The following is a 26592-nucleotide window of genomic DNA, read 5'->3' on the forward strand; positions in this document are numbered from 1 at the left end:
TAAACCTCCTAAAAAGTTAAATTAACCTGTTTTCACTTCACGCTTTTGGAAGACAATTAAGGCAATGGCTAAGAAAATAGCCCAATAGATGACTAGGACGATTAATGAGAATCCTAGAGACATACCTTCGATAAAAGTAGGTGTGTCCGCGAAATATTGTGCAGGATCGTTGGCAAACAATAAGTATTTCGCCCAATCAAAGAAGAACATCAAAATGCTTGTGATGGATGCTCCAACAATATAAGCTAACACACTAATCGCAATAGAAAGGGCCTCACTTCTAAATACCGTTGAAATGGCAAAAGAAAGTGTTCCTAGTACAACAAACATAGCACAATGTGCCAAATAATATGACACCATATTTGTAAGCTGAGATTGTTCAATGACTTTACCATTTTGATAGGACAAGTACACATAATCATGATTAAGTCCAAAGAAGATCGCACCTAGAATAAATGACAGGATAAATAGGACCGCGATCAGAAATAGAGAGTAAAGCTGAACGGTAAAGTATTTAGATAAAAGTATTTTCATTCTTGATGGTGGACGAATGAGTAATAATTTAATTGTACCATGCTTATATTCAGCCGAGACAATCGTCGCTGCAATGATAATCACAAATACACCGACCAGCTGAAGCAAATCAGCATTGATCTTCACATAAGTCCATGCATTTTTACCGAATTGATCTACAGGAGGTAAATTATGCTTGATTCGATACTCATTGATTGCTATTTCGCTTTCAAGGGATCTCTTATAAAATCCTATATTATCCTCTTTCAATTCTTCCTTGTTTGCTTTATTGATCGCTTGCAGTTCAGTCTTCCAATCACCTGAAGCTTGATCTTTGTCATTTGTTTTCACTGCAAAGATCAGCGTGGCAACCATACCTAATACAAGAAGCCCAACCATAATCCAAGTACCAATACGATAACTGATCTTCATCCACTCGTTTTGAATGAGGCGAATCATACGTCTGCCTCCTTTTTACCTGTTAAGCTTAAGAACTTATCTTCTAAGGTTTGTTTTTCGATTTTAATTTCGTACAAATGAATAGACGCGCTGCTCAAATGACGAATTAATTCTGGCATTTTTTCTTCTAGCATAGAGAAGAATAAGTACTGTTCCTCTTCTCTTACAGTGACGCCTTCCTCAAATGCACCAATGAGCTTCTGTGCTTCTTCAAGCTCCCCGGCTGCTACCTTCATTCGATAATTAACCATATCATCCTGCTTCGTCTCAGCACGTTGATCCTCAATAGCAACTAGCTTTCCTGTTTGGATAATTGCAAAGCGATCACACATCAATTCCATCTCTGACATGAGGTGACTTGAAACAATAACAGCCAGCCCTTCTTCCTTCGCAAGCCTTCTCAAGTAATCTCGTATCATTCGAATCCCCTCAGGATCAAGTCCATTGGTTGGTTCATCTAAGATTAGCAGTTTCGGTCTATGTATGAGTGCTTGCGCAATGCCCAATCGCTGTTTCATTCCTAATGAAAATGTACTCACACGTTTATGTTTCACATGCTGTAAGCTGACTAGCTCTAACAGCTCATCAATTCGCGCTTCATCCACTTTCCCATTCATTCTGGCAAAGTGAACAAGATTTTGCCTTGCCGTTAAGTGATTATACATTTCTGGGTTTTCAATAATGGCACCGACATCTTGGATGGCATGCTGATAGGAGGTTTGAATACTATGACCATTAATCAGAATGTCACCAGATGTAATGGGAGAAAGACCGACCATCATACGAATGGTTGTTGTTTTCCCTGCACCATTTGGTCCTAAGAAGCCAAAGACTTCGCCCGCTTGGACAGAAAAGCTCAAGTCTTGAACAATCTTTTTCCCGCGAATATGTCTAGATACATTATGCAGTTCTAAAACGTTCGTCACGTTACCTCTCCTTCTTTGTCTAAGTATCATCTATCATTCTATTTCCTGACAAACACCATGATCCGTCAAAAATAGAAATACACTTCCATATGGTACAGCACTGCCCAAAAGTTGTGAAGGGGATTAGCCAAAATTTAGCGAATCATCTGCCTTTTTTAAGGTAGGGTTAAGAAAACTGCGGATTTTTATGTGAAAAGAGGCTTGATTTTTTAAAAAATGAACCTTTTTCAACAGGTATATATGTATGGAATTTTGTTTGAGATTATTCCTTTCACCTATAAATAAAGAAAAGAGGCCTCTTACAGCCTCCTTTCATACATTATATCTTCTTCACAAACTCTGATTTTAATTTCATTGCGCCGAAGCTAGGAATTTTACAATCAATGTTATGATCGCCTTCCACTAAACGAATGCCTTTGACCTTCGTTCCTATTTTCAAAACGGATGAAGAACCTTTTACTTTTAGGTCTTTAATAACAGAGACCGTGTCCCCATCACTTAACAGGTTCCCATTCGCATCTTTGACAACAAGCTGTTCCTCTGCCGCTTGTTCTTGTTCAAGTGACCATTCATGCGCACACTCAGGACAAATCAACAGACTGCCGTCCTCGTAAGTATAAGGTGAGCTGCACGAAGGACAATTCGGTAGATTAGACATTTTTGTTTCCTCCAACTTTCTACATCATTTATATCGATTTTACCACATTTCTATAGAAGGAATGTGATAGAAAAGGAAACATTTTTCATCGTTTACTTTTTTATTCCAAATTCTAACACAGCTGCGATATTCCGAGCTGTTATCTCTACATGAAGATTCGCATCGTGTATCGCCTCAGAAAGAGAGGTGATACCTGGAACAATACTAAAAAGTGCATCAATTCCATGATCATGTACGAATGCACTGTCTTTTGAAAGAGAGCCTGCGATGGCAATCACGGGTAGATTATACTGCTTCGCTGCTTTGGCTACGCCGATTGGCGTTTTTCCATAAATGGTCTGCCGGTCAATTCGGCCTTCTCCCGTAATGACAAGGTCTGCCTCCTTGATGATGTCATCAAAATGAACAGCTTTCAGCACAATATCGATTCCTCTTTGCAAATCTGCTTTTAAAAAGCCTAATAAACTCGCACCAAGTCCTCCTGCCGCTCCTGCCCCTGCTGCATCTTCAAAGGATATATTGAACTGCTTTTCAGCTACTCGTGCAAAATGAGCTAGGTTCTTGTCTAACACTTGAACCATTTCTTCATCTGCTCCCTTTTGAGGGCCGAAAACGGCAGACGCTCCTCTCTCACCTGTTAAAGGATTATCCACATCACAAGCCGCCTCCAGCCGGACAGATTGCAGCCTTGGATCGAGTCCAGATAAATCAATTGAAGCTAATTGATGAAGTGCCCCGCCGCCTGACGTCAGTGCATGTCCTGTTTTATCAAGGAAAGCTGCACCTAATCCTTGCATCATTCCAACACCGCCATCATTTGTTGCACTTCCGCCAAGCCCAATGATCACATGCTTCGCTCCATTATCCAGCGCTGTAAGTATTAATTCACCAGTTCCTCTCGATGTCGTCCATAACGGATTACGTTTTTCTCGCGGAACAAGGTGTAATCCAGAGGCTGCAGCCATCTCTATGACAGCAGTCTGACTGTCTCCTAACATGCCAAAAAAAGCATCCACAGGCTCACCAAGCGGGCCCGTGACCACTTGATGAACAATATGCCCGCCCGTCGCATCAACCAACGATTGAACAGTCCCCTCTCCGCCATCTGCCATTGGCAGTTTGATATACTCTGCGTGTGGCAAAATAGAACGAAATCCTCGTTCAATGGCACATGCTGTCTCATAAGCAGACAAACTTTCTTTAAATGAATCTGGTGCGATCACAATTTTCATCCTATCAGCCCCTCATTTCTTATCATGTCCTTTAGCCAAACAGCTGGAAAACGCCAAAAATAATGGTCGATACAACGGTTAACGTCAAACCGATTAACGATTCAAAAGGCATGAGCTTTAAACGCTCTTTAATATCCATTTGAACACTTCCTGCTGTTGCATGGAAAAAGCTCCCGTGCGGCATATGGTCAAGCACTGTTGCGCCAGCATGAATCATGGCTGCCCCTGAAAGAGCAGATACACCAAGCCCAATCAGTGTTCCACTAAACACACCGCTCGCTACCGCCGTGCCAGCTGTTGTCGAAGCAGTAGCGGCTGACATAAATATCCCTGAAGTTGGTGCAAGTAAATATGGAGGTAAACCCGATGCATCAAGTGCCTGAATAAACACATCTTTTAAGGAAGAATTCGATACGATTCCTGCTAATGTACCTGTCCCTAATAACATAATCGCGACACCTGACATTTTATGAAGCCCAGACATCGCATAATCATTGAGAAATTTCCCTTTTTTCATGAAAAGAGCGCCTACAATCCCTCCAATTGGTAAGGCGATCATTGGATCTATATTGATTTGAAAAAGCGGCCTTAAAGCCAACAATAAAATGGTAACCAGCGGACCAGCCAGTGCTTGAAAAAAAGCAGGTATTTGAACTTTACTTTGCCCGGTTTCCTCTTCAAGAACGGGTGTCCCCTTGTTTGCAAGCTTTTTAGCTAATACATATGTAACCGCCAGCCCGAACACAGCTGGAATGACACCCGCAGCCATCATTGAAGTCAGAGGTACACCAAAAGCATCTGAAGCGGCAATGGCATTCGGATTCGGTGACATGATATTTCCTGCCTTCCCGCCTCCAATCATAGCAAGGAGAATTCCCGTTTTTGAGAGCTTTGCGCGTTTGGCAATGGCAAGTGCGATGGGCGCTACCGTAATAACCGCAACATCTACAAACACGCCCACTGCTGTTAAAATCATCGTTGCAAGTGCGAGTGCTAATAGTGCCCTCGCCTCACCAAGCCTTCTCACGATGGCCTCAGCGATCGATAACGCTGCACCCGACTCAATGAGAACACCAGCCAGTACACCTGCCGCCATAATTCTAAGGACAGCTGGAATCATGTCCTTAGCACCTTCCATCATGACGTTGACGGTCTGAACAATATCTACACCGCCAACCAAGCCGCCTATAAATGCACCTGCCAGCATGCCATAAGCAGGTGATACTTTTTTTAGAATGAGAACAATCGCGATCACAAGCGCCGCCAGGGCTCCCAAAGTACTTACCGTTACATATCCACTCATCCTCAATCCCCCTAAAAATATCTTTCTCCAATTGTAAGCGTTTACCCAAAGGGATTGTGTTGTGAATCTGGATGAACTTTTTCATCTATCACTCTACTCAATTGTGCATTTGCACAATCAAGATAATTGATTCATTAGCTGCGCCATATAAAGCTCGATTAACTGTTTTACATGACGAGGGTCTTTTCCAGTCAATTCTTGAATTTTGTCTAAACGATAACGCAATGTATTCCGATGAATAAATAAACGATCAACAATGCTCTGCAAATCACCGCCCTCTTCAATGTAAACCCTTAATGTATGGGCGAGCTCTGCTTCTTGTGTCAGCGGCTTGTAAAAGTCAGTCCATCGACTTTTCTTTTCAGCAATTCCCGCAATCATGAATAAGCTTTCCAGCTGATAAGACTCAAAGAAATACATACTTTCTTCCGGATCAAGAGCTTTCCCTAATCTCAGGGCTTCTCTCGCATGCTGAAAAGAAATTGGCAGCTGGCTGATGTCGTCAGCGACAGTCCCTACCCCCACTAGCACTTGGCCTCCTATTGCTCTTTGCATTGTTCTTTGCAGATGACCTGCCACCTGCTTTAATTGATGTTCAGGTATGGAATGACTTAAAAGAATCAATTCATGACAAAAGGTCATACCAAGTAAATCATCCGCCTTCTTATCATATTGAATCGCATGCATCAATTTATGAACAGCATCCTCTGAGGATGGAACTGGCTGAAAAACAATAGCCCTTCGGCGCTTGTCTAAATCCATTCCCAGCCAAGCAGCTCGATTTTTCAGCTGATGATCCCCAACATCAGAATATGAAATCAACTGATTGACAATTTCACTTTCTATTCGATGACGCCATTGAACCCGTTCAAGCAGAAAAGATTGCTCTAACACCAGTTCAGCTGCCATCTTCACCAGCTCGGCATGATGCCGAATGTCCTCTGGCTCACCAGTAATCCCAATCACACCAACTACTTGTTCATGAAAGCAAATAGGCAAGTTGATCCCGGGTCTCACTCCTTCTAAGCGCAAGGAGGTCTCCTGGTCAATTTCCACACTGTTCCCGCTTGTCAGCACAAGTCGTGCACCATCATGTTTCTGGCCAATCCTGTTTCGTTCACCAGAACCAATAATGACACCATCTGCATTCATCACATTGATGTTTTTATGTAAAATATGCATCGTACGTTCAACCATTTCTTGAGCCAATTCACTGGTTAAAAATTGCATGAGGCATCTCTCCTGAAGGTGTTTTCATTCAATGTATCATAGTGTCTTTGAACAATAAACGCAAAGTGTTTAAAAACCAGCCATTGACAAAGACACCCTAAAAGTGTTTAATCAAATCAAAGACCGACCGACAGTCTAGTTAAAAGAAAGGATGGCTTTATGAGAACCGTTAAACATCCTGAGGAACGTAAAAATGACATATTAAACGCAGCAGAAGCGCTTTTTTCAACCAAAGGCTATCAGAAAACAACGATTATTGACATATTAAAAGCCGTTGGCATTGCAAAAGGCACCTTTTATTACTACTTTGCATCCAAAGAAGAAGTAATGGATGCCATTATTGACAGGATCATCAAAGAAGATATCATCGTGGCAAAGCGTATTGCGGCTGATCCAGACCTTCCAGTCGTTGACAAACTATTTCGTATCATCATGGCGCAATCACCTCAGCAAGGAAGCCATAAACAGGGGATGATCGATCAGTTCCATCAGCCTTCTAATGCAGAAATGCATCAAAAAAGCTTAATTAAAGCCATTAAAGAACTATCACCAGTGTTGGCAGATGTCATTCAGCAAGGTGTAGAGGAAGGGACATTCAAAACGAAGTATCCGCAAGAGACGGTTGAATTCCTTCTCGCTTCTGCACAGGTCATATTTGATGAAGGCCTGTTTCAATGGACAGCCGAAGAAAGTATACAACGCGCTTTAGCTTTTATCGATATACTCGAATCCTCATTGCATGCAGATAAGGGGAGCTTTTCCTTCCTGCTGAAGCGATTATCTGGTGAGCAGGATGAAAATAATCAGTGATTGGTCACTTCAATACCAATCCTGCATACATTATAGACTGACGGTCGGTCTAAAAGGAGAGTGATATTTATGAATGTATTATTCAAAAGAGATTCATCTCACTTTATCTACCTCGTTCTCGGACAGATTATTTCCGTTTTCGGATCTTCTCTCATTCGATTTGTTCTATCTTTACATGTGCTTGATATGACACAACGAGTTGATTTATTTGCCTTACTTTTCGCTTTATCCAATATCCCGTTCCTTCTCTCCCCATTAGCTGGTGCAATCGCTGACCGGTTTAACAGAAGGAACTTGATGATTTTATTTGACGTCCTCGCCGGCATCATGATTCTTGCTTTTTATTTCTGGTTATTATCTGGAAATGATTCGCTCTACATGATAGGAGCTGTCATGATACTTCTTGGTGTGATGAGTACGTTCTATGCACCTACTGTGATGTCCAGCATTCCACAGCTAGTGAAAGAAGAGCAATTAGAACAAGCGAACGGCATCGTCAATGGCGTTCAGGCACTTTCAGGTGTTCTCGCACCTGTTATCGGTGGTGTTCTATACGGAATGATTGGAAGTCAATTCATTATAGGTGCCAGTGCCATCGTATTTTTCCTATCTGCGTGCATGCTCTTACGATTAAAAATACCCTTCTCCTCTAGTCCGCTGACAGATTCTATGGGCAAAGTGCTCATAAAAGATATGAAACAAGGATTTTCTTATATCGGCAGCCAGCCGTTTCTAAAAAGAACCATGCTGCTTGCTGCAATGTTAAATTTCATTCTTACACCATTTTTTATCGTAGGTGGCCCAATCATTTTAAGGGTCACAATGAAAACCAGTGACATCATGTATGGAATAGGAATGGGCTTGATTGAGTTCGCTGTCATCGCAGGTGCTCTGCTAGTTGGACTTGTAGCGAAGCATTGGCGCATTCCTACTTTATATCGCTGGATGCTTGTCATCGCCATCATCCTGCTGCCTGTGGCGTTCTCAACATCGACCATGGCTCTACAATTTGGCACTTATCCAGCTTATTTTCTCTTTTTAGCAGGATGTCTTCCAATTGCTATGCTGCTTACAATGATCTCGGTCGTTGTGATATCACATATTCAAAAGAAAACTCCAAATCAGCAATTAGGAAAAGTGATGGCCAATCTAACAATGGTTTCTCAATGTGCAGTTCCGCTTGGTCAAATGATGTATGGGTTCTTGTTTAATACGTTTTCAGCCAACATGTATGTGACTGTGTTAATCGTCAGTGTTTTCATGTTTGCCCTAGCCTACCTAACAAAAAATATGCTTCAACATGAAGGGGAATCAGCCTCATGAGATTCGCCTTTATAAAGAAAGACTTAACCCGCCACCGTCTTATTTCAATTGGTTTAACTATTTGCATCATGATGACTTCATTTCTCGCAGCAAGTGCCGCTCAAATGACAGTACAGCTGAATGGGTCCATTTCTGGCCTGCTCCATTCTGCTAAAGCGCCAGACTTTGTCCAAATGCATGACGGCGACCTAAATGAAAAAGACATTGAAGCATTTTCAAGTAAGCAGTCCATGGTAAAAGCTCATCAAATCGTCCCTATGATACCAATTGAACATGCAAACATCAGGTTCGGACATGAGCCTGCCAAAGCAGGTGTGATGGATCATTTATTTGTGAAGCAAAATCGCAATTTTGATTTTCTTTTAAATCAACAAAACGAGAAGCTCATTGTCAATAAAGGTGAAGTGGCTGTCCCAATTTATTTTCAACAAAAGTATCATCTCAACATAGGTGAAACATTACTGATTGAGAAAGGAGCTAATCAATTCACCTTTCGCATTAAAGCGTTCTTGCGAGATGCACAAATGAACCCCAGTCTAGTCAGTTCAAAAAGATTTCTTCTTCATAACGAGGATTGGGACGCAATAAATCAAGTGTTTCAACAAAAAGAGTACTTAATCGAATTTTTACTGCATGATGCCGCGCAGACAGATGCTTTTCAAGCAATCTATCAATCATCACAGATGCCACAACAAGGCCCAGCTGTCACACTGCCTTTGCTGCGCATGCTGAACGCATTGACAGATGGAATGGTGATTGCCATTCTTTTGCTTGTTTGCCTGCTGCTCATTAGTATAGCCCTTCTCTCACTCCATCTTGCTATGACGGCTTCTATAGAAGAAGATGAACGTGAAATTGGCATACTGAAGGTACTTGGGATTCCTTTAACAAAAATTAAGCAATTATACGTTGGAAAGTATGCCGTGCTTGCTTGTGCAGGATGTATAGCAGGCTATGTGTTAACACTTATATTTGGTGATATGTTTACGGCCAATATTCAGCAATACATGGGGAATCAGCCTTCTTTTGATCATTTGTTAATCCCGCTTTTTGTTTCTATTGTGACAGCAATGATCGTCATCTCTTGCAGCTATGCTGTCCTAAGAAAGTTTGGTCAAATATCAGCTGCTCAAGCCCTTCAAGGTGGTATCCATTCATCGAATCATAAGAAAAAAATACCTATGCACCTCAAGAAAAGCAGGTTCTTACCGATCCATATTTGGCTTGGTTTAAAAGACCTGATATCACGAAAGAAGTTGTACACAACGATTACTTGTATTATTGCACTTTGTACATTTTTAATGCTGATGCCTATTCAGCTATGGCATACCTTACAATCACCGAATTTCATCACATACCTTGGCTCTGGTAAAAGTGACCTCCGAATTGATATACGCCAAGGAAATCAACTAACGAAAAATACAAACGAAATAGAATCAATGATTCGTGAAGATCGGAGCATTCAAACAGCAGCCATCTATGAGACTGCTTCTCTTCAGTCGAAATCAAAGGAGAATTCATTAGAAACGCTCTATTTAGAAACAGGTGAGCTCTCAGCATTTCCCCTCACCTATTTACAAGGGCGGCAACCTTTAAAGAATGATGAAATTGCCTTATCCGTGTTAAATGCAGATTCACTTAAGAAAAAGATAGGAGAAAGAATCACTCTCGTAACTAACGGACATGAAACCCAAAGAACGGTGACAGGTATTTATCAGGACGTCACCAATGGAGGCAAAACAGCAAAAGCAATATCACAGCCATTTCCTCAATCAGCTCTTTGGAAAACCATTCAAATCCAACTAAAACCAGGAGTAAATATTGCAGAGAAAAAGGCGATATTTGAAAAAAAGGTATCTCCTGCAAAAGTGACAGATATGAAAGAATACGTTCATCAAACGATCGGCAGTACAGCAGCTATCGTAAAAGTCGTTGCATTTTTTGCTGCATTAGCTGCCTTTGGAACCGCCAGCTTAATGCTATTCATGTTTTTGCACATGTTAAAGGCGAAAGATTCAAGCCGGAACAACATGTTAAGAACAATTGGATTTTCTATAACAGATATAACAGCACAATATATAACAAGTTTTATTGTTGTTCTCTCTTTTGGCGCCTTTATTGGAACAATCGCGGTCAATACAATTGGTCCTGCTTTGATGAGTATAGGTGGAGCATCATTAGGGGCGTCGAGCCTCCAGTGGCTGTCACCGCAATGGGTGTCAGTTGTGTATCCACTCACACTATTTATTGTCAATTTAGCTTTGACCACCTGGTTATTAAAGACATTTTTTTCTAGTCAAACGACAAGGCATACACTTTAATAAGGAGTTGTTTCACATGGAACACTTGATTGAAACGAAGCGATTGTCACTGCATATCAATTCATTAAAAGGACAGAAACAAACGATTCTTAAGGATATTCATTTATCGATAAAGCGTGGGGAATTCGTGACCATTATGGGACCTTCTGGATGTGGAAAAACATCCTTACTTTATCAGCTTAGCGGCATAGAAACAGCTTCAACAGGAGAGGTCAATTATAAAGGCCGATCACTATCAGAAATGACAGAAAAACAGTTAAGTGCTCTGCGCTTAACTGAGATGGGATTTGTCTTTCAGCACAGCCACTTATTAAAAAATCTTAATCTATTTGACAACATCATTGCAGCAGCTTATTTAGCAAAGAAAAAGCCAAGACAAGAAGTGAATGAACGAGCTCAATATTTAATGGAAAAACTTGAAATTGATCATTTGGCAAATAGATATTTGACAGAAGTATCGGGAGGACAGCTTCAAAGAGCCGCTATCTGCCGAGCGCTCATGAATGAACCAGACATACTTTTCGCTGATGAACCAACAGGTGCTCTTAATTCCAGTACAACAAAGGAAGTGATGAATATTTTTTCAAGAATCCACTCTGAAGGAGCAACACTGCTGCTTGTTACACATGACCCCAAGGTGGCTCTTCGTTCTGAAAGAATCATGTTTATGAATGACGGAGAAATGGCAGACAGTTTACAATTAGGAAGATATGATCGTTCAACTGCCGAGAACCGAGAAATGAGATTAAATCAATGGCTGCAAAATTTAGGTTTTTAATTTGAGTAAAATCAGGCAGGAAACTGCCTGTTCTACTTTTTCTGGCACTCAAACGAGTAATCCATAGACAAACTATTTGTTTCTAAGATGATTTTGCCGCCAGCTTGTTGACAAGATTCTGTCAGCAGCTCAATTTCTTTGCTATAGAAGTATCTCTTTGACATATATAGAGTCACTAAAACAAGTAAAAGAGTCGTGATAATGACTGTGATTTGTCTGTTTAAGCTTTGAAATCTTTTTTTCATTTCAACATCCTTTCTAAAAGGTCGGAGTTGGTGTTTAATACTTACTTTTGTCGTCATCTATCAGTTCCTTATCTCATGATCTAGCAACATCATACCTGATTTTCTTTCCTAGATCGACCTTCCAACTTACCTATCGATTAACTAAAATCTAGGATCTTTTTAATTGCTAGGAACCACAGTCACTGTAACACCAAAGATATTACAAAATAAGATATGTACTTAATACCGTTCATACTAATTCGCCCCCTTTATTAATGCACTAAGCGCTGGCAGATTCCCATCCTTGACTGCGCTCTTTCCAACGATTTTTATGATCTCAACAGTTAATTTACCCCATAGCTTTTTTAGATCAGTTTTGCATTCTACCTGTAATAAATCAAATTCCAGTGAAGTCAATGATCTTGTTGATCACACATGATTTCCATAATTTATTAGAAGCTTCTATATCATCTGACTTGTAACTTGTTGAGTTTTATCTATCAATGGATTCTATAAATTTGTTTTTTAATGTAATTTTAAGGTTTTTTTGTTTATGAACATGTTAAAATATAGAACGTTAGTAACTTAGGATTCTTTCATCTTACAGGGAAATTTTTCAGGCTAAAAATTTAACAATTTACAATTTAATAGTTTTTTATTGTAAAATACAGTTAGGAGTTGATTGTGAAATAATTAAGGAGAGATGAGGAGTCTATGAATAAAAAGTATAAATTTAATGTCACTGGTTTTATTATAATGATTATTTTTGTAGTTGTTATTTTTAATCTTACAATTAAAACTGGGAATTTCTATCTTATTCCTATCATGGTTTTGGGTGCTGTTATTATTCAATTTCTGTTTAATCACTTTATCAGATATGACCTTTTTAAAAAAATAAGTAAACGATGAGGTAAAATAAATGAAAAATAAAATGATTATTACTGGTTTAGCTGCATCACTCCTAATTGGCCTACCATTATCTGGGGGTGGGAGCAATGTTTTAAATGCTAAAGAAATCAAAATACAAAATGATGAATTTAGTGGGATTGAAAAAGTTGAAGAAAATAAAATATTTCTTAATTCGGGAATTGTTGTAACTAAAGTAAGTGATGAAAAAACAACAGCAACTGATGAAGATGGGAATTTAGAATTTGAAGTAATTAGAAAATCTGAAAGTCAATTAGAATTAAAAAATTTAAAAACTGGCGAAGTTAAAGAAATTGAAATTAATTCAGAAGTATATTATGAAACTCCTTTAGAACAAGCAAAAACAGATGCACTTATTAATAAAGATAATCAAGTATCAGAAGTAACTACATATGCAGCTGGACCTCCGAAAGGATCAGTTAATGGATATAAATACAAGAGAACTACAAATCATAATACCTTACTAGATTCTGCTAAAGAAGGAGCTATAGTTGCTATTATTACATCAGTCTGTGGACCATTAGGTACTGCAGCAGGAGTAGCATATTCAATTGCTTCAGTATATAAAGCTTCAAAATCTAAAATGATGTATTGGAAAGAAAGAACTTATACAAAACAGATAGGGAAATGGCAACTTTCTGTAAAAACCCAATACAATTACTATAAAGATTCAAAGTATAAAAAATATATCAAGACTATTACAAAATATAAAACGTATCAAGGTGGAGGAATTTAATAATTCATCTATCCAAAAAACAGACTCAAATGAGTCTGTTTTTTTAATAAAAATGCCTTGTTGTATTAGAAACAGTAAAACTGATACATCAAAAATTTAAAAATTAGGGAAGATCTATGGTAAAGGGCCATTGTCATTGGTGTTCCATTTCCAAAATTGCCACCACTTTTTTTGTTGAACTGCAGCAATCTGTTTTTTCATTTCTTCATTCTCTTTTAGAGCCTCTATGAGGTTTTTGTCGCGTTCCTCAAGCTTAGCCTCAATGTAGTGTTGATGTTCATGAATTGTCTGAATAAGAGATTGGATGATTTGTTTTTGTTCATTCATTTGTGAGTGAAGAGTATTCCTTATGTCCTCTATCGACTCATTCAGCGTCAATGTTGTACTTTCTGTATGATTGTATATTTTGATATTGATTGGATGTCCTTCATTAGTGAGGATGGTCTCAATGTTTTCTATAGAATTTCCTTCTACGTATAAACCACGAATTTTTTCAGCAAAGGAATGGACTCATTTGCTACTAAATAGCTTTCTCCGTTTTTCTTTATGTTCAAATGATGGCCATGTTGACGAATGTATCTTCGTAATGTGGTATCTGGTATTTGAAGTTCTTTCTCATTTATTTGTAATATACCAATGATATTTTCGATCATAATCCTAAAGCCCATTGTATATACTCCTCTTTTAGACAATTAAAAAAGATTTTAATCATTTGTAAAAACATTCAATCACCATTACAAATTCGTTCATCACATGACCATTGGTCCTTTTTATTACCCCTTGTCAATCGCCTCACCGAAACGATTATATTTTACCAAAAATTGTGATATCGTTTTTTATGAAACAGGTGAAAGGATCTTAACGAGGTGAAATTTCCATGGCTATCATTTCTGCTGAACAGGTGGGGAATCGTTTAAATGATTGGAGAATTGCAATTCGCAAGCACGATGTACACAGTGCAAAAGCAATGTATACAGAATTAAAGGAATTACTTCAAAAAATGGAAGAGAATCAGGAGGTCTTGACCTATTACTCATTGCTAGAAGGCAAGTATAAGCTCATGTTATATGAACGAAGAGGTACGAAACTGAAAGAACAGCCAGAGCCGGATTGCCCCTCTAAAACAAACGACTTAATTGAATACTATTTTTACCTATACAAAGCTCTTTACGCGTCATATAAAAGAGACTATGCATCAGCCATTGGACTGTTTAAAATTGCCGAGAAAAAACTACAACACATTCCTGATGAAATAGAAGTAGCAGAATTCCATACGAAAATCGCTAACTTATATATGCTGCTTCGTCAAAGCCTAATTTCTCTACACTACATTCAGAATGCTATTGATATTTTCAAAAGCCATGAAGGATATGAAAGAAGACTAGCTGCAGCCTTTGTCATCGCCGCTGCTAATTATATGGACATTGGCGACTTTATAAGGGCAGAAAATTACTACAAAAAAGCATTACACATCGCAGACAGTCTCAATGATCATTTTCTAACATCACAGCTTTATCATAATATCAGTATTTTGTACGCCGAAGCTGGCGAATCAAAAAAATGTATCGATGCCCTAGAAAAGGCTCTTAGTGACGAAGACTATCTCTCATCGTGTTACTTCCATCACTCCATGTACATGTTAATGAAAGAGCTGCTTTCTATCGATGAAAGGACACAAGCTCTCTATTACTTCGAATTGGTTAACCAAAAACATGAATCAGAGAAATGCCCCATCTATACAGCAAAAATGAATTTGCTTTACCATCTATATTTCACTGAAGATATGGCTCAAAAAGCTCAAGCCTGTTTCGATGAAATCAGCATTCTTAAAAAATTAAAAGATGCTGAAGGAGTCTGTGAATTAAGTGCATTAGCAGCAAAACACTTTGAAGAGCTGGGAGCAATTCATCAAGCCTACTTCTTTTTGAAGGAAGCTGATCGCATGAAACATCCTATCATTGACTGGGGGAATTCTAATGAAAAAAATGAGTTTATTGATTATCACTTTGACCATCGTTGTTTTAGGACAAACAGGGACTTTCAATTCATTAAATGATGAAAATGGTCCAACAGAACGACCTATCGGAACTTAATATAAACATTTGCCAAATAAAGAACCACTCGCCTCATCAAGGCAAGTGGTTCCACATTTATTTTAGTTGCTGATAAGAAATGAGGCGGTGTATATGTACCGCAAGATAAGTCAGCTCATCATTAGGAATGATGATACTATGCACCTGTTTAATATAGTCTTTGATCTTAAAAGCAACATCCATCGCTTGAGGATATAAATGTGCAATTTGTTCAAATAACTCATTTTCTTGATCTGATAATAATTTATCAGCATAAAATCTTTCTACAAAGAATTTCACATGTGTAATGAACCGGCTGTAATGAATATTCTCTTGATCCATTTTCATATTCAACGTATAGCGAACAAGATTGACAATACTTCCGATCATCTTGGCGTATTTCATACCATCTTTCGACTCGGACTCTTCACCTAATGCATTAATCAAGTGAAAGGCAATATTGGCAGCTTCTTCTTTTGGTAATTGTATGCCCAATGTGTCATTGACTAACTCAAGTGCGTAGTTCCCTACTTCAAATTCTTCTGTATAGTAATTTTTGATTTCCCAATACACACGATTCGTAATATTAATATTCTTTTTATGACGTTCCACTGCAAAATTCAAATGATCCATTAAGGTAAAATAAACACCTGAATTTAAAGTTGAGCTTAACCGTTTTTCTGCATATTGGACGATTTGCTGAGTTAAATCGATAAACTCCTGAGGCATTGAATCTAACAATTGAAGAAATTCTTTTGCTCTCATGTTATCGACTGACATAAAGACTTGGTCCGCTTTTTTCTCTTCTATCATTTGACCTGGTTTCTGGCCATAGCCAATTCCTCGGCCGAACAAAACCATCTCCTGTTGGTTCTGATCTTCAGCCAGGACCACGCTCGAGTTTAAAACTTTTTTGATTTTAAACATCGTCATCACCTGTTTTCATGATTGTGGTGTTCAATCAAGCGATTCACCATTTGTCTCAATGACTTTTTGGTACCAATAAAATGAATCTTTTCGAGATCGTTTTAATGTCCCGTTCCCGTCATCATCTTGATCTACGTGAATGAAGCCGTACCGTTTTGACATTTGTGATGTACCTGCACTAATAATATCAATCGAGCCCCAGCTCGTATATCCAAAGAGATCGACGCCTTCTTCAATGGCTTCTCTCATTTGACGGAAGTGCTCTTTGAAATAGTTAATACGATAGTCGTCATGGATTGAACCATCACTTTCAACTATATCCTTTGCACCCATGCCGTTCTCGACAATGATAAGAGGTTTTTGATAGCGATCATACAATTCGATCAAAGAAATTTTCAGACCAACCGGATCAATTTGCCAGCCCCAATCAGTTGAAGGAAGATAAGGGTTTTTGACTCCACGAATGGTATTCCCTTCTGTCTCTTCTAATCCATCTTGGGCTGATTCCGTTAAAGACATATAGTAGCTAAATGAGATAAAATCTACTGTGTTTTCTTTTAAAATGGTAAGATCATCTGCTTCCATATGAATATGAATATCTTTTCTCTCAAGCATACGCTTGATCAGTGGCGGATACTCGCCAAACACCTGAACATCTGCATAGAAATAGTTTTCTAAGTTTTGTTTCAAAGCTTGTTCTACATCATTCGGGTGGCACGTATGCGGATACGTTGTCAATTTTGTCAGCATACATCCTACCTGGCTGCCTGGAATGATACGATGGCAATCTGCTGTTACGAGAGCAGATGCAACAAATTGATGATGAAGTGCTTGGTACACCGTCTCTTCTACTTTTCCTTCTGGGCAGCGATCAGGAATTATTCCCGCTGTAATGAAAGAGTGTCGGTGAATACTATCAATTTCATTAAAGGTAAGCCAATATTTCACATCATCTTTATAACGTTCGAAACAAACATTGGCGAATTTCACAAAGAGGTCGATTACTTTTCTTTCAACCCAGCCGTTATATTTCACACTAAGGGCTAAAGGCATTTCATAATGAGAGAGAGTCACGATCGGTTCTATGTTGTGTTTTTTCATTTCTGCAAATACACGATCATAAAATTGCAGCCCTTTCTCATTCGGTTCAGCTTCTTCTCCAGTAGGGAAGATACGACTCCATGCAATAGAAATTCGAAGTGTTTGAAATCCCATTTCAGCAAAGAGAGCCAAATCCTCTTTATAGTGATGATAGAAATCGACACCTCTGCGTTTTGGGTATTTTTTATCGTCTGGATCTTTCATCGCACGATCTATATTTTCAGTGGTAACTGCAAGATGGCCTTCATAATCTTCTACACTCAAGTTGGAACGGTACATTGCAATATCTGCAACAGACGGCCCCTTTCCATCTATATTCCAGGCGCCTTCTGCCTGGTTAGCAGCAATGGCGCCGCCCCATAAAAATCCTTTTGGAAAACCTTTGATTTTTGTCATATGATTAGCCTCCTAATTGTGTAACAACCATCAATGTATCTTGACGATTGACCTCTTGTAATGGCTGTACCTTAATATCATATTGATCTGTATTTGTGACTACAGCAAGTGTTACTGGATCATATCCTGCTTCCATGATTTTTTCTAGATCAAATTCAATCAATAAATCACCCGCTTGAACACGATCTCCAGCCTGTACTTTTGGATGGAAATACTGCCCTTCCAACTGAACGGTGTCAATGCCGATGTGGAATAATACTTCAACTCCATGGTCCGTTTTCATACCAAGTGCATGGTTTGTTTCGAACAGCAAGGTTACCTCTCCATCTACAGGTGCATAAAGTGCTCCTTTTGAAGGTACAATGGCAATTCCTTCTCCCATGACCTTTGAAGAGAAAATATCATCTTTCACTTCGGATAGAGAGATCATTTGGCCAATCACAGGGCTTTTGAATGTTTCGCCTGCTCCAATTTTTTCAGCAAACCCAGCTTGATCCTTTGTCTTTTCTTCTACTGTTCGATCTTTACCTAATATAAAAGCAGCGATAAAGGCGACAATAAACGAAATGACCGCTCCAATGATAGCAAACATCAGATTTCGCGGGAGCTCATCTGATATAAACATCGACATGCTTGCTAAACCAGGGCCAACAAGCACAAAGGCTTGTATACCAACTAATCCAATGAAAATTCCGCCAACAAACGAACCAATCATAACACTTCCTAGAACTCGCTTATTTTGCAGTGTCACACCATACAGCGCTGGCTCTGTGATGCCAAAAAAGGCTGATATCCCTGCCGAAATGGCTGTTGATCTAAGTACCTTGTCTTTTGTTCGAAGTGCCACAGCGAAACACGCTCCACTTTCCGCAATATTATGCGCAAGTGATGCCGGTAAGTAAAGTGCTTCTTTCCCAAGGGTTCCCATCGTTGTGACTGCATAAGGAACCATTGCTTTATGCATGCCCGATGCAACCATGAATGGGAGGACCGCTGCTAAAATGGCGACAGCTACCCAACCTACCGTATTAAACATCGCAAGAATAATAGATGAAAAACCTTGCCCCGCTGTAAAACCAATCGGTCCTAACAGAAGTAGCGTAACTGGTACAGTAATGACCAATGACATCATCGGAACGAAGAAAATCCGAATTGGTTTTGGTGAAAACCGTGTAAAGAATTTTTCCATTTGCGCGTAAAGCAATACAGAAAGGATTGCCGGAAACACTTGATACGCATAAGCTATATTTTTCACATCGAATGACAGTAATTGTGCACCTTCTGTAAGCATCGCCGTCATGTTCGGCAGAAGAAGCGCACCGACTGCTGATAGTGCGACCAGTGGGTTTACTTTTAGTTTATTCGCCGTCGTTACAGCAACTAGTAAAGGCAGAAAGTAAAGTGGTGCGTCACCTACCATGTTCAGTATTTGATAGGTTTGTCCCTTTGCATCCATCCAGCCTAATAAAGAGAAAAGGAGAAGAAATGATTTTAAAATTCCTCCGCCTGCGATAGCTGGTACAAGCGGCTGAAAGACACCGACAATGAAATCTAACAGAACTGTGCCTGCTTTTCTTTTTTCTTTTGGCTGATTGGATGGCACGTCTTGGCTTGATGAGCTGCTGCCTATTAAATTTGTTACCTTTTGATACACTTCAATGACGTCATTCCCAATGACTACTTGGCATTGTCCTGTCATTCTGACAGCTATGACACCCGGTGTTTTTTCCAGTGCTGGTACATCTGCTTTTTTCTGATCAATGAGTGTGAAGCGAAGTCTTGTTGAACAATGCTCAAGGTGCGCAATGTTTTCTTTGCCACCTACATGCTGTAAAACGTCTTTGGCAACTTGTGTGTAATTCATTTTTCCTCCCCCTTTTCTCATACATGAGACCTATATTTTGGCAATAAAAAAAGGACCTAAAACGACAAATAAAAGAAAAATTCATCGTTTTTAGATCCTGCCTGCATGACCAGTCACATGTCTAATTTATTGATATTGGATTTGTTTTTAGTATATATGCATTATATGAAAGCGTCAACATTTATTTTTCTAAAAATTATTGGGGTCTATATACCTAAAATACTTTTCTCTATTCACTTATAGGAAACCTTCTACTCTTTTGTTCCTTCTATCATCAATCAACAATATTTTTCTCCACAAAAAACCAGATAAGTTGATTCACTCATCTGGTTTAAATTCATCTATTTTCTCTTTTCTTCTGCCTTCTTTTTAAATGCTTTCGCTTGTTTTTCATATTCCTTTTTCGTGACAGCTTTTAACTCTACTGAATCGCCTGTCATGATATATGGTTTAGGGAGTTTTTTATATTCCTTCCTCGTGAAAGCTTTTAACTCTACTGTACCGTCTGTCTTTTTAATTGGCAGCTTTACTGATTTTGCATCTCGATCAGTCGAACCTATAATGACACCATCTTCAATTATAGGATCATAGCTCATTTCGAAAAATCCTGCCCCATCAGTAAAGCCCCCGACCTCTATTTTCATTTCTTTATAGGGCTTACAACCTTCTTCAGAAACAGTTGTTATTAAAAAGGAGCCGTCCCATCCATTCTCAACATGCATGCTTTCCACTTGTAAAAATAGTTGTTTATCCTCTGCCGTATATAGAAAACCATATACTTTCGCCACTTTATCCCTGAAGTGTCTCATATTTTCATAATATCTAGTTTCTGATGAATCAACTAGATTTTGATGTCGATTTTGAATCTTTTTTTGATACGTATCTAGCTTTTTTTGATTGATTGCTTTATAAATCGTGCTTTGCTTCTCGCCTTGTTTTTTCACAGAAAGGTTTTTCCCCGAAAAATGAACTTCGTATATGATCGTTTCTTTTCCTTTTTTCATTTGAAATTCATACCCATTTTCTTTTGAATGGCCGGTTATGACATATTGTTTTTTATATAATTGAGGGTCCCACCAAATTTCTTCTATATATCTTTCATTCAAATGGCCTGTTACTTTCCCTTTGTTCTCAAATACCTCAAACCAGCTCAGTCTATCCTGAGTTTTATACGCAAATGCATAGGAATGATTCAATGAATTTTTTTGTGCGATTGCTTGATATGCTGTCCAGCCGCCTCCACCCAAGATGAGTACGGCCAGGATAGACACGACCCACATTTTCAATTTGCTCATACGTACCTCCTCTAATATATAATTGAGAAATCCACCTCAACAATATTTCACCATTTTTTCAACTAAATCCTTATTAGTTTGAAAATAGATCTTAGAATATTTGCGATAACGACTTAAATCTATGCAAAGCATTTTCCTTTTTTCATGGAGAAGTTAGAAATGTTAACCCCATATTCACCTGATCCAATACGGTCTATTTTTTCTTTTCTTCAGCCTGCTTTTTAAATGCTTCCGTTTGTTCTTGATATTCCTCTTTCGTGACAGCTTTAAATTCTATTGTACCGCCTGCCATTTTAAAAGGAAGCTTAATTGAGGTTGCGTCTCGATCGGTTTCACCTACAATAAAATCATTTTCAGTTCCAATTCCAGGGTAAGTGACCAAATCAAACATCATACCGTCCGAAATACCTCTGGCCTCATATTTTGTTTCTTTATAAGTTTCACTACTATCTCCAGGAACGGTTCTCATCAGAAAAGATCCTGACCATTCAGACTCAATATGCATGCGTTTTACTTGTAGAAATAGCTGATATGAACCATCCTCTGACGTGTACAAATAACCGTAAGTACCCGTTACTTTCTTGATGAAGTTTCTTACATAATCATAAAATCTATTCTCTGTGTCATCCATCAGTTCATCATATCGGTCATGAATGTCCTTTTGTACAGCTCGTAGTTTTGTTTGATCAACTGCTTTGTATGTGATGCTTTGTTTTTCACCTTGTTTTTTCACAGAAAGATCTTTTTCAACAGGGTGAACTTCATATGTGACCGTCTCTTTCCCTTGCTTCACTTGAAATTCGTAACCGTTTTCAATCGTTTTGCCGGTTAATTTATATTTGTTGATAAATAGATTAGGATCAAAATGCCTTTTTGGATTTTCCTCCAAAATGGTTTCATTCAGATGACCTGTGACTTTTCCTTTTTTCTCCGTTACTTTGAACCAGTTCACATGATCCTTTGTCTTATATGCAAAGGCGTAAGATTGATTCAATACACTCTTTTTTGCATTTGCTTGATATGCTATCCAGCTGACAGCACCCATGATTAGTACCGCTAGAATTGCCACGATCCAGATTTTCGATCTATTCATACATACCTCCACCGACAGAATTTAATTTTTTCTATCAATATATGAGTGAGTCACCTCCTTTATCGAATTTTTTTCAACAACCCCTTGTATCTGCCACTCCACATCATTTATTATATATCTAAAAGATATATCTTTTAGATAGGTGTGTTGATATGAAAAAATACAATGATACGACGTATGCGATTTTAGGTATTTTAACGACAGATTGTAAGTCAGGGTACGAAGTGAAGCAATTAATTGATAGGAGCTTGCATCATTTTTGGAAAATCAGTTATGGACAAATTTATCCAGCTTTAAAGTTAATAGTCGAGGAAGGCCTTGCGGAGGTTTCACCTGCTGCTAGCTCTGGTCGCTCAGACAAGCGGGAATATCATTTGACTGAAAAAGGACTGGACACGTTAAGAGAATGGCTGGCGCAGCCGCTCGATCAGTTACCAACAGAGCGTAATGAGGTGTTATTAAAGTTATTCTTCGGTCAATATCTTTCGTTTGAGAAAAAACTAGCGCTTTTACAGGATTATGAGAGGCAGCTCCGTATTCGTTATGAGACATATGTTGCGATTGAACAAAACATTCAAGAGCTTTACCCAGATGAAGCGGATGCGAAGTATTGGCTGTTTACTTTAGATTATGGGAAAAGAGTGGCTCAAGCAGGAATTGATTGGTGCGTGGAGACATTCCATTCGATGAAGAAGGAAGGGTAAATGAATGAAAAAAGACATACGTGCTGGCAGATTTACAACGGACAATTCTGATTCGATTGTGGTGTTCATTATCGGAATGAGGATCAACAAACGCTGGGCCATTCATCAATGGATGCCTGTGTTCATGGCGATGCCTGGCATGATCAAGGAGCTGTATACCCATCAAGAGGAGCTAGGGTTTCTTGGGACAGAGAATTACTTTGGATTACGCACGACAGCAATGATTCAATATTGGAAATCAACAGATGACCTCCTTGCCTATGCCAAGATGGAGAAGCATTTGGCTGCTTGGAAAAGATTTAACCAAATGGCACGAAATAATGATGCGGTCGGAATTTATCATGAAACATACCAAATTCAAGCCGGCTCGTATGAATCCGTCTACGTGAACATGCCTTCCTACGGACTGAGCCAAGCGAGAGCGCCTATTCCAATTGACAAAGGAAAACAAACAGCGAAGGAACGTCTGAATACAACAAATTCCTAGAGAGCGATTCTCTAGGAATTTCTTTTTGCAACAGATACAAAATGCTTTAATATGCGGGCTGTTAATCCCCATATGGTGTAGTTTTCGTAATCATAAAACCATTCCTCGATTGAACGGCTCCCCCAGCTGTATTTTTCACCATTCATGATTTTTTCATAAGGGAAGTCCTCTCCTGGTGTTGGCTGAACGGATACATGATGTAGGTACGGCTCATATTGGCTGAGCCATGATAGAGGCACGGTAAAGGTCTCTTCTACTTCTTCTTGATTAAAGGAGTGTTTCACTTTTTGCTCATCAATGATACCGACATATGGGTATACGACAAAGGATGGAGAAGCGATATAAGGACTGAGCTGCCCAACGATTTCGACCGATTCTGGCGGGATACCCAGCTCTTCATGTGTTTCTCGCAGTGCAGCTTCCTGTGCTGTTTCACTGCCGTCGAGCTTGCCCCCAGGAAAGCTAATATCCCCCGGCTGTTTTCTCATCGTCAGCGATCGTACCTCAAATAATATATGCCATTCTCCATTTACTTGTACTAAAGGGATAAGGACTGCTGCTTTGAACGCTGTCTCTTCTCCAATGAACAACGGTTGTGATTGATGTAAGTCATTTTTTAATTGATCAATGAACACGGCCATCACCTGTTTTCTGTTTCTCTTTCCTTTAGCGTATCATGGTTCACCTTTTCAATAAAGATGATCTTTCTGACAATAATTTTTATCAATTTGACAACTTTACTTGTCAAATTGAATATAATACTTTACAATCAAGGAAAGATTTCAATTAAAACTTGAGGTGACAGAATGAAAAATCGGTTAAAAGAGCTTCGTGCGCGTGATGGTTTAAACCAAACTGAGCTTGCGAAACGTGCAAAGGTCTCTCGTCAAACCATCAGCTTAATGGAACGTGATGAATTAATGCCGTCTCTCTTGCTCGCTGTTAAGCTTTCACGAATTTTTCAGGAACCCATTGAACGTATTTTTCTATTCGAGGAGGATGAACTATCATGAAAACTGTATACAAAATGCTCTTAGGTGCTCTCCTTGGCTTTCTCGGTGCTTATTGTCTGCTGGCAGCCGAATTTGAGATGACACTTCTTGATATTGCATTTGAAGCGACTCTTGTTATCAGTGGAGTGACAATTTTATTGATTATTTATTGTTTTTCAGGGATTTCACGTATGAAAAAAAGAGTGTCTCTTTCGGTCTCTGGAGATGAGGAAGATGAACTGGAGGCAAAGCAATATCGGACCTTTACTGATTCGACATTAGCCAATACGGTGAGTACGATTTTGTCCATTATTGCCATCGGTATAACCATCGTCACCGAGCAGCCACTCTGGTTGATTCTGGTCAATGCTGCTTTATTTATCGTCACCATTATCAGTTCTTATGCAGCGATATCCGTCCTCAAACTTGTCTATCCTAATCGCAATCTGCCAAATCCGTCCGACAAAGACTATAGTAAAAAGCTGCTCGCCATTTCAGACGAAGGGGAAAAGCATGTCATGCTTGGCGGACTGTTTCACACGTATCAAATGATGAATATTCTATTGACCAGTGCCATGTTTATTTTGATTGTGTATTCCCTTGGAGCCAATCACTCTCAGCTGTTCTCGATCGTGGTCATTGGGGTTGTTTTGATCATTTTGAATGCAAATTATGTGCTAAAGATTAGAAATCGTTAAATGATAAAAAGCACAGCTCTGTCAAAAGGCTGTGCTTTTTCCGTCCGTTACGAAGCACGGCGTTTCTTTCGTGCATAAATCAAAAATAAGAAACCAAACCATACCGGTGTCAATAGTAGCGCAGGACGTGTTGCATCTGCGAAGAGCATGATCACGAGAATGGCTGCAAAGAGCGCAAGAACGCAAATATTCACAAAAGGTGTGAACGGTGCTTTAAAGGTAGATGCTGCATGCAGTTCAGGCCGTGTTTTTTTATATTTCAAATGACAAATTAAAATAATACTCCATACCCAAATGAAACAAATGGCACTAATCGTCGTAACAATCCCAAAGGCTTGTTCGGGAATCAGCTTGCTTAAAAGAGCACCGACCGATACTACAATCGTTGAAACGAATAGCGCATTACTAGGGACAGCGTGCTTGTTCAAACGTCCAAAGGAAGCTGGCCCCTGCTTTTGATGACTGAGATTATACAGAATACGGCTTGTCGAGAACATGCCGCTATTACAAGCTGATGCCGCAGACGTCAACACAACAAAATTGATAAGCCCCGCTGCTACTGGTATCCCAATGAGCCCAAAGGTTTTCACAAAAGGACTTTCTGATGCACTGAGCTCAGTCCATGGGTTGATACATAGTAAAACAAAGATCGCACCCACATAGAAAAATAGAATTCTTAATGGAATCTTATTAATCGCAGAGGGAATGTTTTTTTGCGGATTGGCTGTTTCTGCTGCGGATACGCCAACCAGTTCAACTCCCACATACGCAAAAATCACCATCTGGAATGACAGCAAGAAGCCTGTGACACCATTCGGGAATAACCCGCCATGAGACCATAAATTCGTTACTGTCACCGGTCCGGCATCGGTTTGAAAACCAATGATTAAAAGAACAATTCCAACACCGATCAATAATAGAATCGTAATCACTTTAATGAGTGCAAACCAAAATTCCATTTCTCCGAAAAGCTTCACTGTTAGTAGATTCAATCCTAGTAAAATCAACAAACAAATGATGGCAGGAATCCATTGCGGAATGTCAAACCAATACTGTACATACACCCCAACCGCAATGACATCCGCCATCGCTGTCATAATCCAGCAAAACCAATATGTCCACCCTGTCACAAAAGATGCCCACGGGCCGAGATAGTCCTCTGCAATATCGGTTAATGACTGATAGCCTGCCTTCGATAGAAGCAATTCTCCAAGTGCCCTCATGACAAAAAAGATGGCCATTCCGACAATTAAATAAGCAAAAATGATTGATGGACCTGCCAATTGAATGGCTTTTCCAGAGCCTAAAAACAGCCCTGTTCCAATGGTTCCGCCAATGGCAATCAATTGTACATGACGGTTTGATAAATCTCGTTTTAATTCTTGTTGTGCCAATGCTAACACCCTCCTACGACACGATCTTATACTGAAATAATGAACTCTTTAAAAAGTCCATAAAAAAAGAGATTGGATGCGCTCCAATCTCACGGTCATAAAAGAATAGCAAAATAGAGAAAAGTAATA

26 protein-coding genes are annotated in these 26592 nt (G+C 39.2%); 10 read left to right on the forward strand and 16 right to left on the reverse strand.

Annotated elements, in window-relative coordinates; all coding sequences use genetic code 11:
• Positions 1 to 21: 21 nt before the first annotated feature.
• The 6 genes from AC3WTB_RS09605 to AC3WTB_RS09630 form a co-directional block, all read right to left on the reverse strand.
• Positions 22 to 972: a DUF2705 family protein gene (locus AC3WTB_RS09605; RefSeq protein WP_058838400.1), complete on the reverse strand. Its 951-nt coding sequence runs from the start codon at positions 970 to 972 to the stop codon at positions 22 to 24.
• Positions 969 to 1898, reverse strand: a complete 930-nt coding sequence (locus tag AC3WTB_RS09610) for an ABC transporter ATP-binding protein (protein ID WP_492333647.1) — start codon at positions 1896 to 1898, stop codon at positions 969 to 971. Before AC3WTB_RS09610 ends, AC3WTB_RS09605 begins: the two co-directional genes overlap by 4 nt.
• Positions 1899 to 2217: 319 nt before the next feature.
• Entirely contained in the window at positions 2218 to 2556 is a 339-nt protein-coding gene (locus AC3WTB_RS09615; RefSeq protein WP_034281410.1) for a zinc ribbon domain-containing protein YjdM, read from the reverse strand.
• A gap of 92 nt (positions 2557 to 2648) precedes the next feature.
• The gene (locus tag AC3WTB_RS09620; protein ID WP_492333648.1) at positions 2649 to 3788 is read right to left on the reverse strand and encodes a glycerate kinase; all 1140 of its coding nucleotides are present in this window, start codon (positions 3786 to 3788) and stop codon (positions 2649 to 2651) included.
• A 31-nt stretch (positions 3789 to 3819) separates the two neighbouring features.
• The gene (locus AC3WTB_RS09625; RefSeq protein ID WP_492333649.1) at positions 3820 to 5091 is read right to left on the reverse strand and encodes a GntP family permease; all 1272 of its coding nucleotides are present in this window, start codon (positions 5089 to 5091) and stop codon (positions 3820 to 3822) included.
• A 117-nt stretch (positions 5092 to 5208) separates the two neighbouring features.
• Positions 5209 to 6321 (reverse strand): CdaR family transcriptional regulator, encoded by a 1113-nt coding sequence (locus tag AC3WTB_RS09630; RefSeq protein ID WP_492333650.1) that lies wholly within the window; start codon positions 6319 to 6321, stop codon positions 5209 to 5211.
• 159 nt (positions 6322 to 6480) lie between these two features.
• Here AC3WTB_RS09630 and AC3WTB_RS09635 point away from each other — a divergent pair, with 159 nt between their 5' ends.
• From AC3WTB_RS09635 to AC3WTB_RS09650, 4 genes are all read left to right on the forward strand, one after another.
• Entirely contained in the window at positions 6481 to 7131 is a 651-nt protein-coding gene (locus AC3WTB_RS09635) for a TetR/AcrR family transcriptional regulator (RefSeq protein ID WP_039182718.1), read from the forward strand.
• Positions 7132 to 7200: 69 nt separating this feature from the next.
• Positions 7201 to 8454, forward strand: a complete 1254-nt coding sequence (locus tag AC3WTB_RS09640) for an MFS transporter (RefSeq protein WP_492333651.1) — start codon at positions 7201 to 7203, stop codon at positions 8452 to 8454.
• Positions 8451 to 10775 (forward strand): FtsX-like permease family protein, encoded by a 2325-nt coding sequence (locus AC3WTB_RS09645; RefSeq protein ID WP_492333652.1) that lies wholly within the window; start codon positions 8451 to 8453, stop codon positions 10773 to 10775. Before AC3WTB_RS09640 ends, AC3WTB_RS09645 begins: the two co-directional genes overlap by 4 nt.
• Before the next feature lie 16 nt (positions 10776 to 10791).
• On the forward strand, positions 10792 to 11553 hold the full coding sequence (locus AC3WTB_RS09650) for an ABC transporter ATP-binding protein (protein ID WP_492333653.1): 762 nt from the start codon (positions 10792 to 10794) through the stop codon (positions 11551 to 11553).
• Positions 11554 to 11585: 32 nt separating this feature from the next.
• On the opposite strand, the gene AC3WTB_RS09655 is transcribed toward AC3WTB_RS09650, so the two are convergent.
• The gene (locus tag AC3WTB_RS09655; RefSeq protein ID WP_058838595.1) at positions 11586 to 11798 is read right to left on the reverse strand and encodes a hypothetical protein; all 213 of its coding nucleotides are present in this window, start codon (positions 11796 to 11798) and stop codon (positions 11586 to 11588) included.
• Between the two features lie 898 nt (positions 11799 to 12696).
• On the opposite strand from AC3WTB_RS09655, the gene AC3WTB_RS09660 reads away from it, so the two are divergent.
• Positions 12697 to 13440 (forward strand): hypothetical protein, encoded by a 744-nt coding sequence (locus tag AC3WTB_RS09660; RefSeq protein ID WP_492333654.1) that lies wholly within the window; start codon positions 12697 to 12699, stop codon positions 13438 to 13440.
• 114 nt (positions 13441 to 13554) lie between these two features.
• Here the strand turns inward: AC3WTB_RS09660 and AC3WTB_RS09665 are convergent, their stop codons facing one another.
• On the reverse strand, positions 13555 to 13818 hold the full coding sequence (locus AC3WTB_RS09665) for a DUF3967 domain-containing protein (RefSeq protein WP_492333655.1): 264 nt from the start codon (positions 13816 to 13818) through the stop codon (positions 13555 to 13557).
• A gap of 92 nt (positions 13819 to 13910) precedes the next feature.
• Complete coding sequence (locus AC3WTB_RS09670) at positions 13911 to 14108, reverse strand: hypothetical protein (RefSeq protein ID WP_458210087.1); 198 nt, start codon at positions 14106 to 14108, stop codon at positions 13911 to 13913.
• A gap of 209 nt (positions 14109 to 14317) precedes the next feature.
• On the opposite strand from AC3WTB_RS09670, the gene AC3WTB_RS09675 reads away from it, so the two are divergent.
• Entirely contained in the window at positions 14318 to 15496 is a 1179-nt protein-coding gene (locus tag AC3WTB_RS09675; protein ID WP_492333656.1) for a response regulator aspartate phosphatase, read from the forward strand.
• Positions 15497 to 15590: 94 nt separating this feature from the next.
• On the opposite strand, the gene AC3WTB_RS09680 is transcribed toward AC3WTB_RS09675, so the two are convergent.
• The 5 genes from AC3WTB_RS09680 to AC3WTB_RS09700 all read right to left on the reverse strand — a co-directional run bounded on the left by AC3WTB_RS09680 (position 15591) and on the right by AC3WTB_RS09700 (position 22188).
• On the reverse strand, positions 15591 to 16439 hold the full coding sequence (locus AC3WTB_RS09680) for a PRD domain-containing protein (RefSeq protein WP_047203741.1): 849 nt from the start codon (positions 16437 to 16439) through the stop codon (positions 15591 to 15593).
• 30 nt (positions 16440 to 16469) lie between these two features.
• Positions 16470 to 17936, reverse strand: coding sequence for a glycoside hydrolase family 1 protein (locus AC3WTB_RS09685; RefSeq protein WP_058838389.1), 1467 nt, complete (start codon positions 17934 to 17936; stop codon positions 16470 to 16472).
• 4 nt (positions 17937 to 17940) lie between these two features.
• Entirely contained in the window at positions 17941 to 19800 is a 1860-nt protein-coding gene (locus AC3WTB_RS09690; RefSeq protein WP_492333657.1) for a beta-glucoside-specific PTS transporter subunit IIABC, read from the reverse strand.
• A 341-nt stretch (positions 19801 to 20141) separates the two neighbouring features.
• A complete protein-coding gene (locus AC3WTB_RS09695) occupies positions 20142 to 21095 on the reverse strand; it encodes a hypothetical protein (RefSeq protein ID WP_492333658.1) in 954 nt (317 codons plus the stop codon).
• A gap of 193 nt (positions 21096 to 21288) precedes the next feature.
• Positions 21289 to 22188, reverse strand: a complete 900-nt coding sequence (locus tag AC3WTB_RS09700; protein WP_492333659.1) for a hypothetical protein — start codon at positions 22186 to 22188, stop codon at positions 21289 to 21291.
• 152 nt (positions 22189 to 22340) lie between these two features.
• Here AC3WTB_RS09700 and AC3WTB_RS09705 point away from each other — a divergent pair, with 152 nt between their 5' ends.
• Positions 22341 to 22892 carry a PadR family transcriptional regulator gene (locus tag AC3WTB_RS09705; protein ID WP_047203745.1) on the forward strand — a complete coding sequence of 184 codons (552 nt, stop codon included), beginning with the start codon at positions 22341 to 22343 and terminating at the stop codon, positions 22890 to 22892.
• A 4-nt stretch (positions 22893 to 22896) separates the two neighbouring features.
• On the forward strand, positions 22897 to 23379 hold the full coding sequence (locus tag AC3WTB_RS09710; RefSeq protein WP_268473429.1) for a DUF4188 domain-containing protein: 483 nt from the start codon (positions 22897 to 22899) through the stop codon (positions 23377 to 23379).
• An 11-nt stretch (positions 23380 to 23390) separates the two neighbouring features.
• Here AC3WTB_RS09710 and AC3WTB_RS09715 read toward each other — a convergent pair whose 3' ends face one another.
• A complete protein-coding gene (locus AC3WTB_RS09715; RefSeq protein ID WP_268473428.1) occupies positions 23391 to 24014 on the reverse strand; it encodes an NUDIX hydrolase in 624 nt (207 codons plus the stop codon).
• A gap of 171 nt (positions 24015 to 24185) precedes the next feature.
• Between AC3WTB_RS09715 and AC3WTB_RS09720 the strand changes: the two genes are divergently transcribed.
• Together AC3WTB_RS09720 and AC3WTB_RS09725 are read left to right on the forward strand one after the other, a co-directional pair.
• The gene (locus AC3WTB_RS09720) at positions 24186 to 24392 is read left to right on the forward strand and encodes a helix-turn-helix transcriptional regulator (RefSeq protein WP_003215336.1); all 207 of its coding nucleotides are present in this window, start codon (positions 24186 to 24188) and stop codon (positions 24390 to 24392) included.
• Entirely contained in the window at positions 24389 to 25069 is a 681-nt protein-coding gene (locus AC3WTB_RS09725) for a DUF3169 family protein (RefSeq protein WP_492333660.1), read from the forward strand. The genes AC3WTB_RS09720 and AC3WTB_RS09725 overlap by 4 nt, the downstream gene beginning before the upstream one ends.
• 47 nt (positions 25070 to 25116) lie before the next feature.
• On the opposite strand, the gene AC3WTB_RS09730 is transcribed toward AC3WTB_RS09725, so the two are convergent.
• The gene (locus tag AC3WTB_RS09730; protein WP_047203748.1) at positions 25117 to 26463 is read right to left on the reverse strand and encodes an amino acid permease; all 1347 of its coding nucleotides are present in this window, start codon (positions 26461 to 26463) and stop codon (positions 25117 to 25119) included.
• Positions 26464 to 26592: the final 129 nt, after the last annotated feature.

The organism is Bacillus sp. EB106-04-04-XG123, assembly GCF_058791855.1.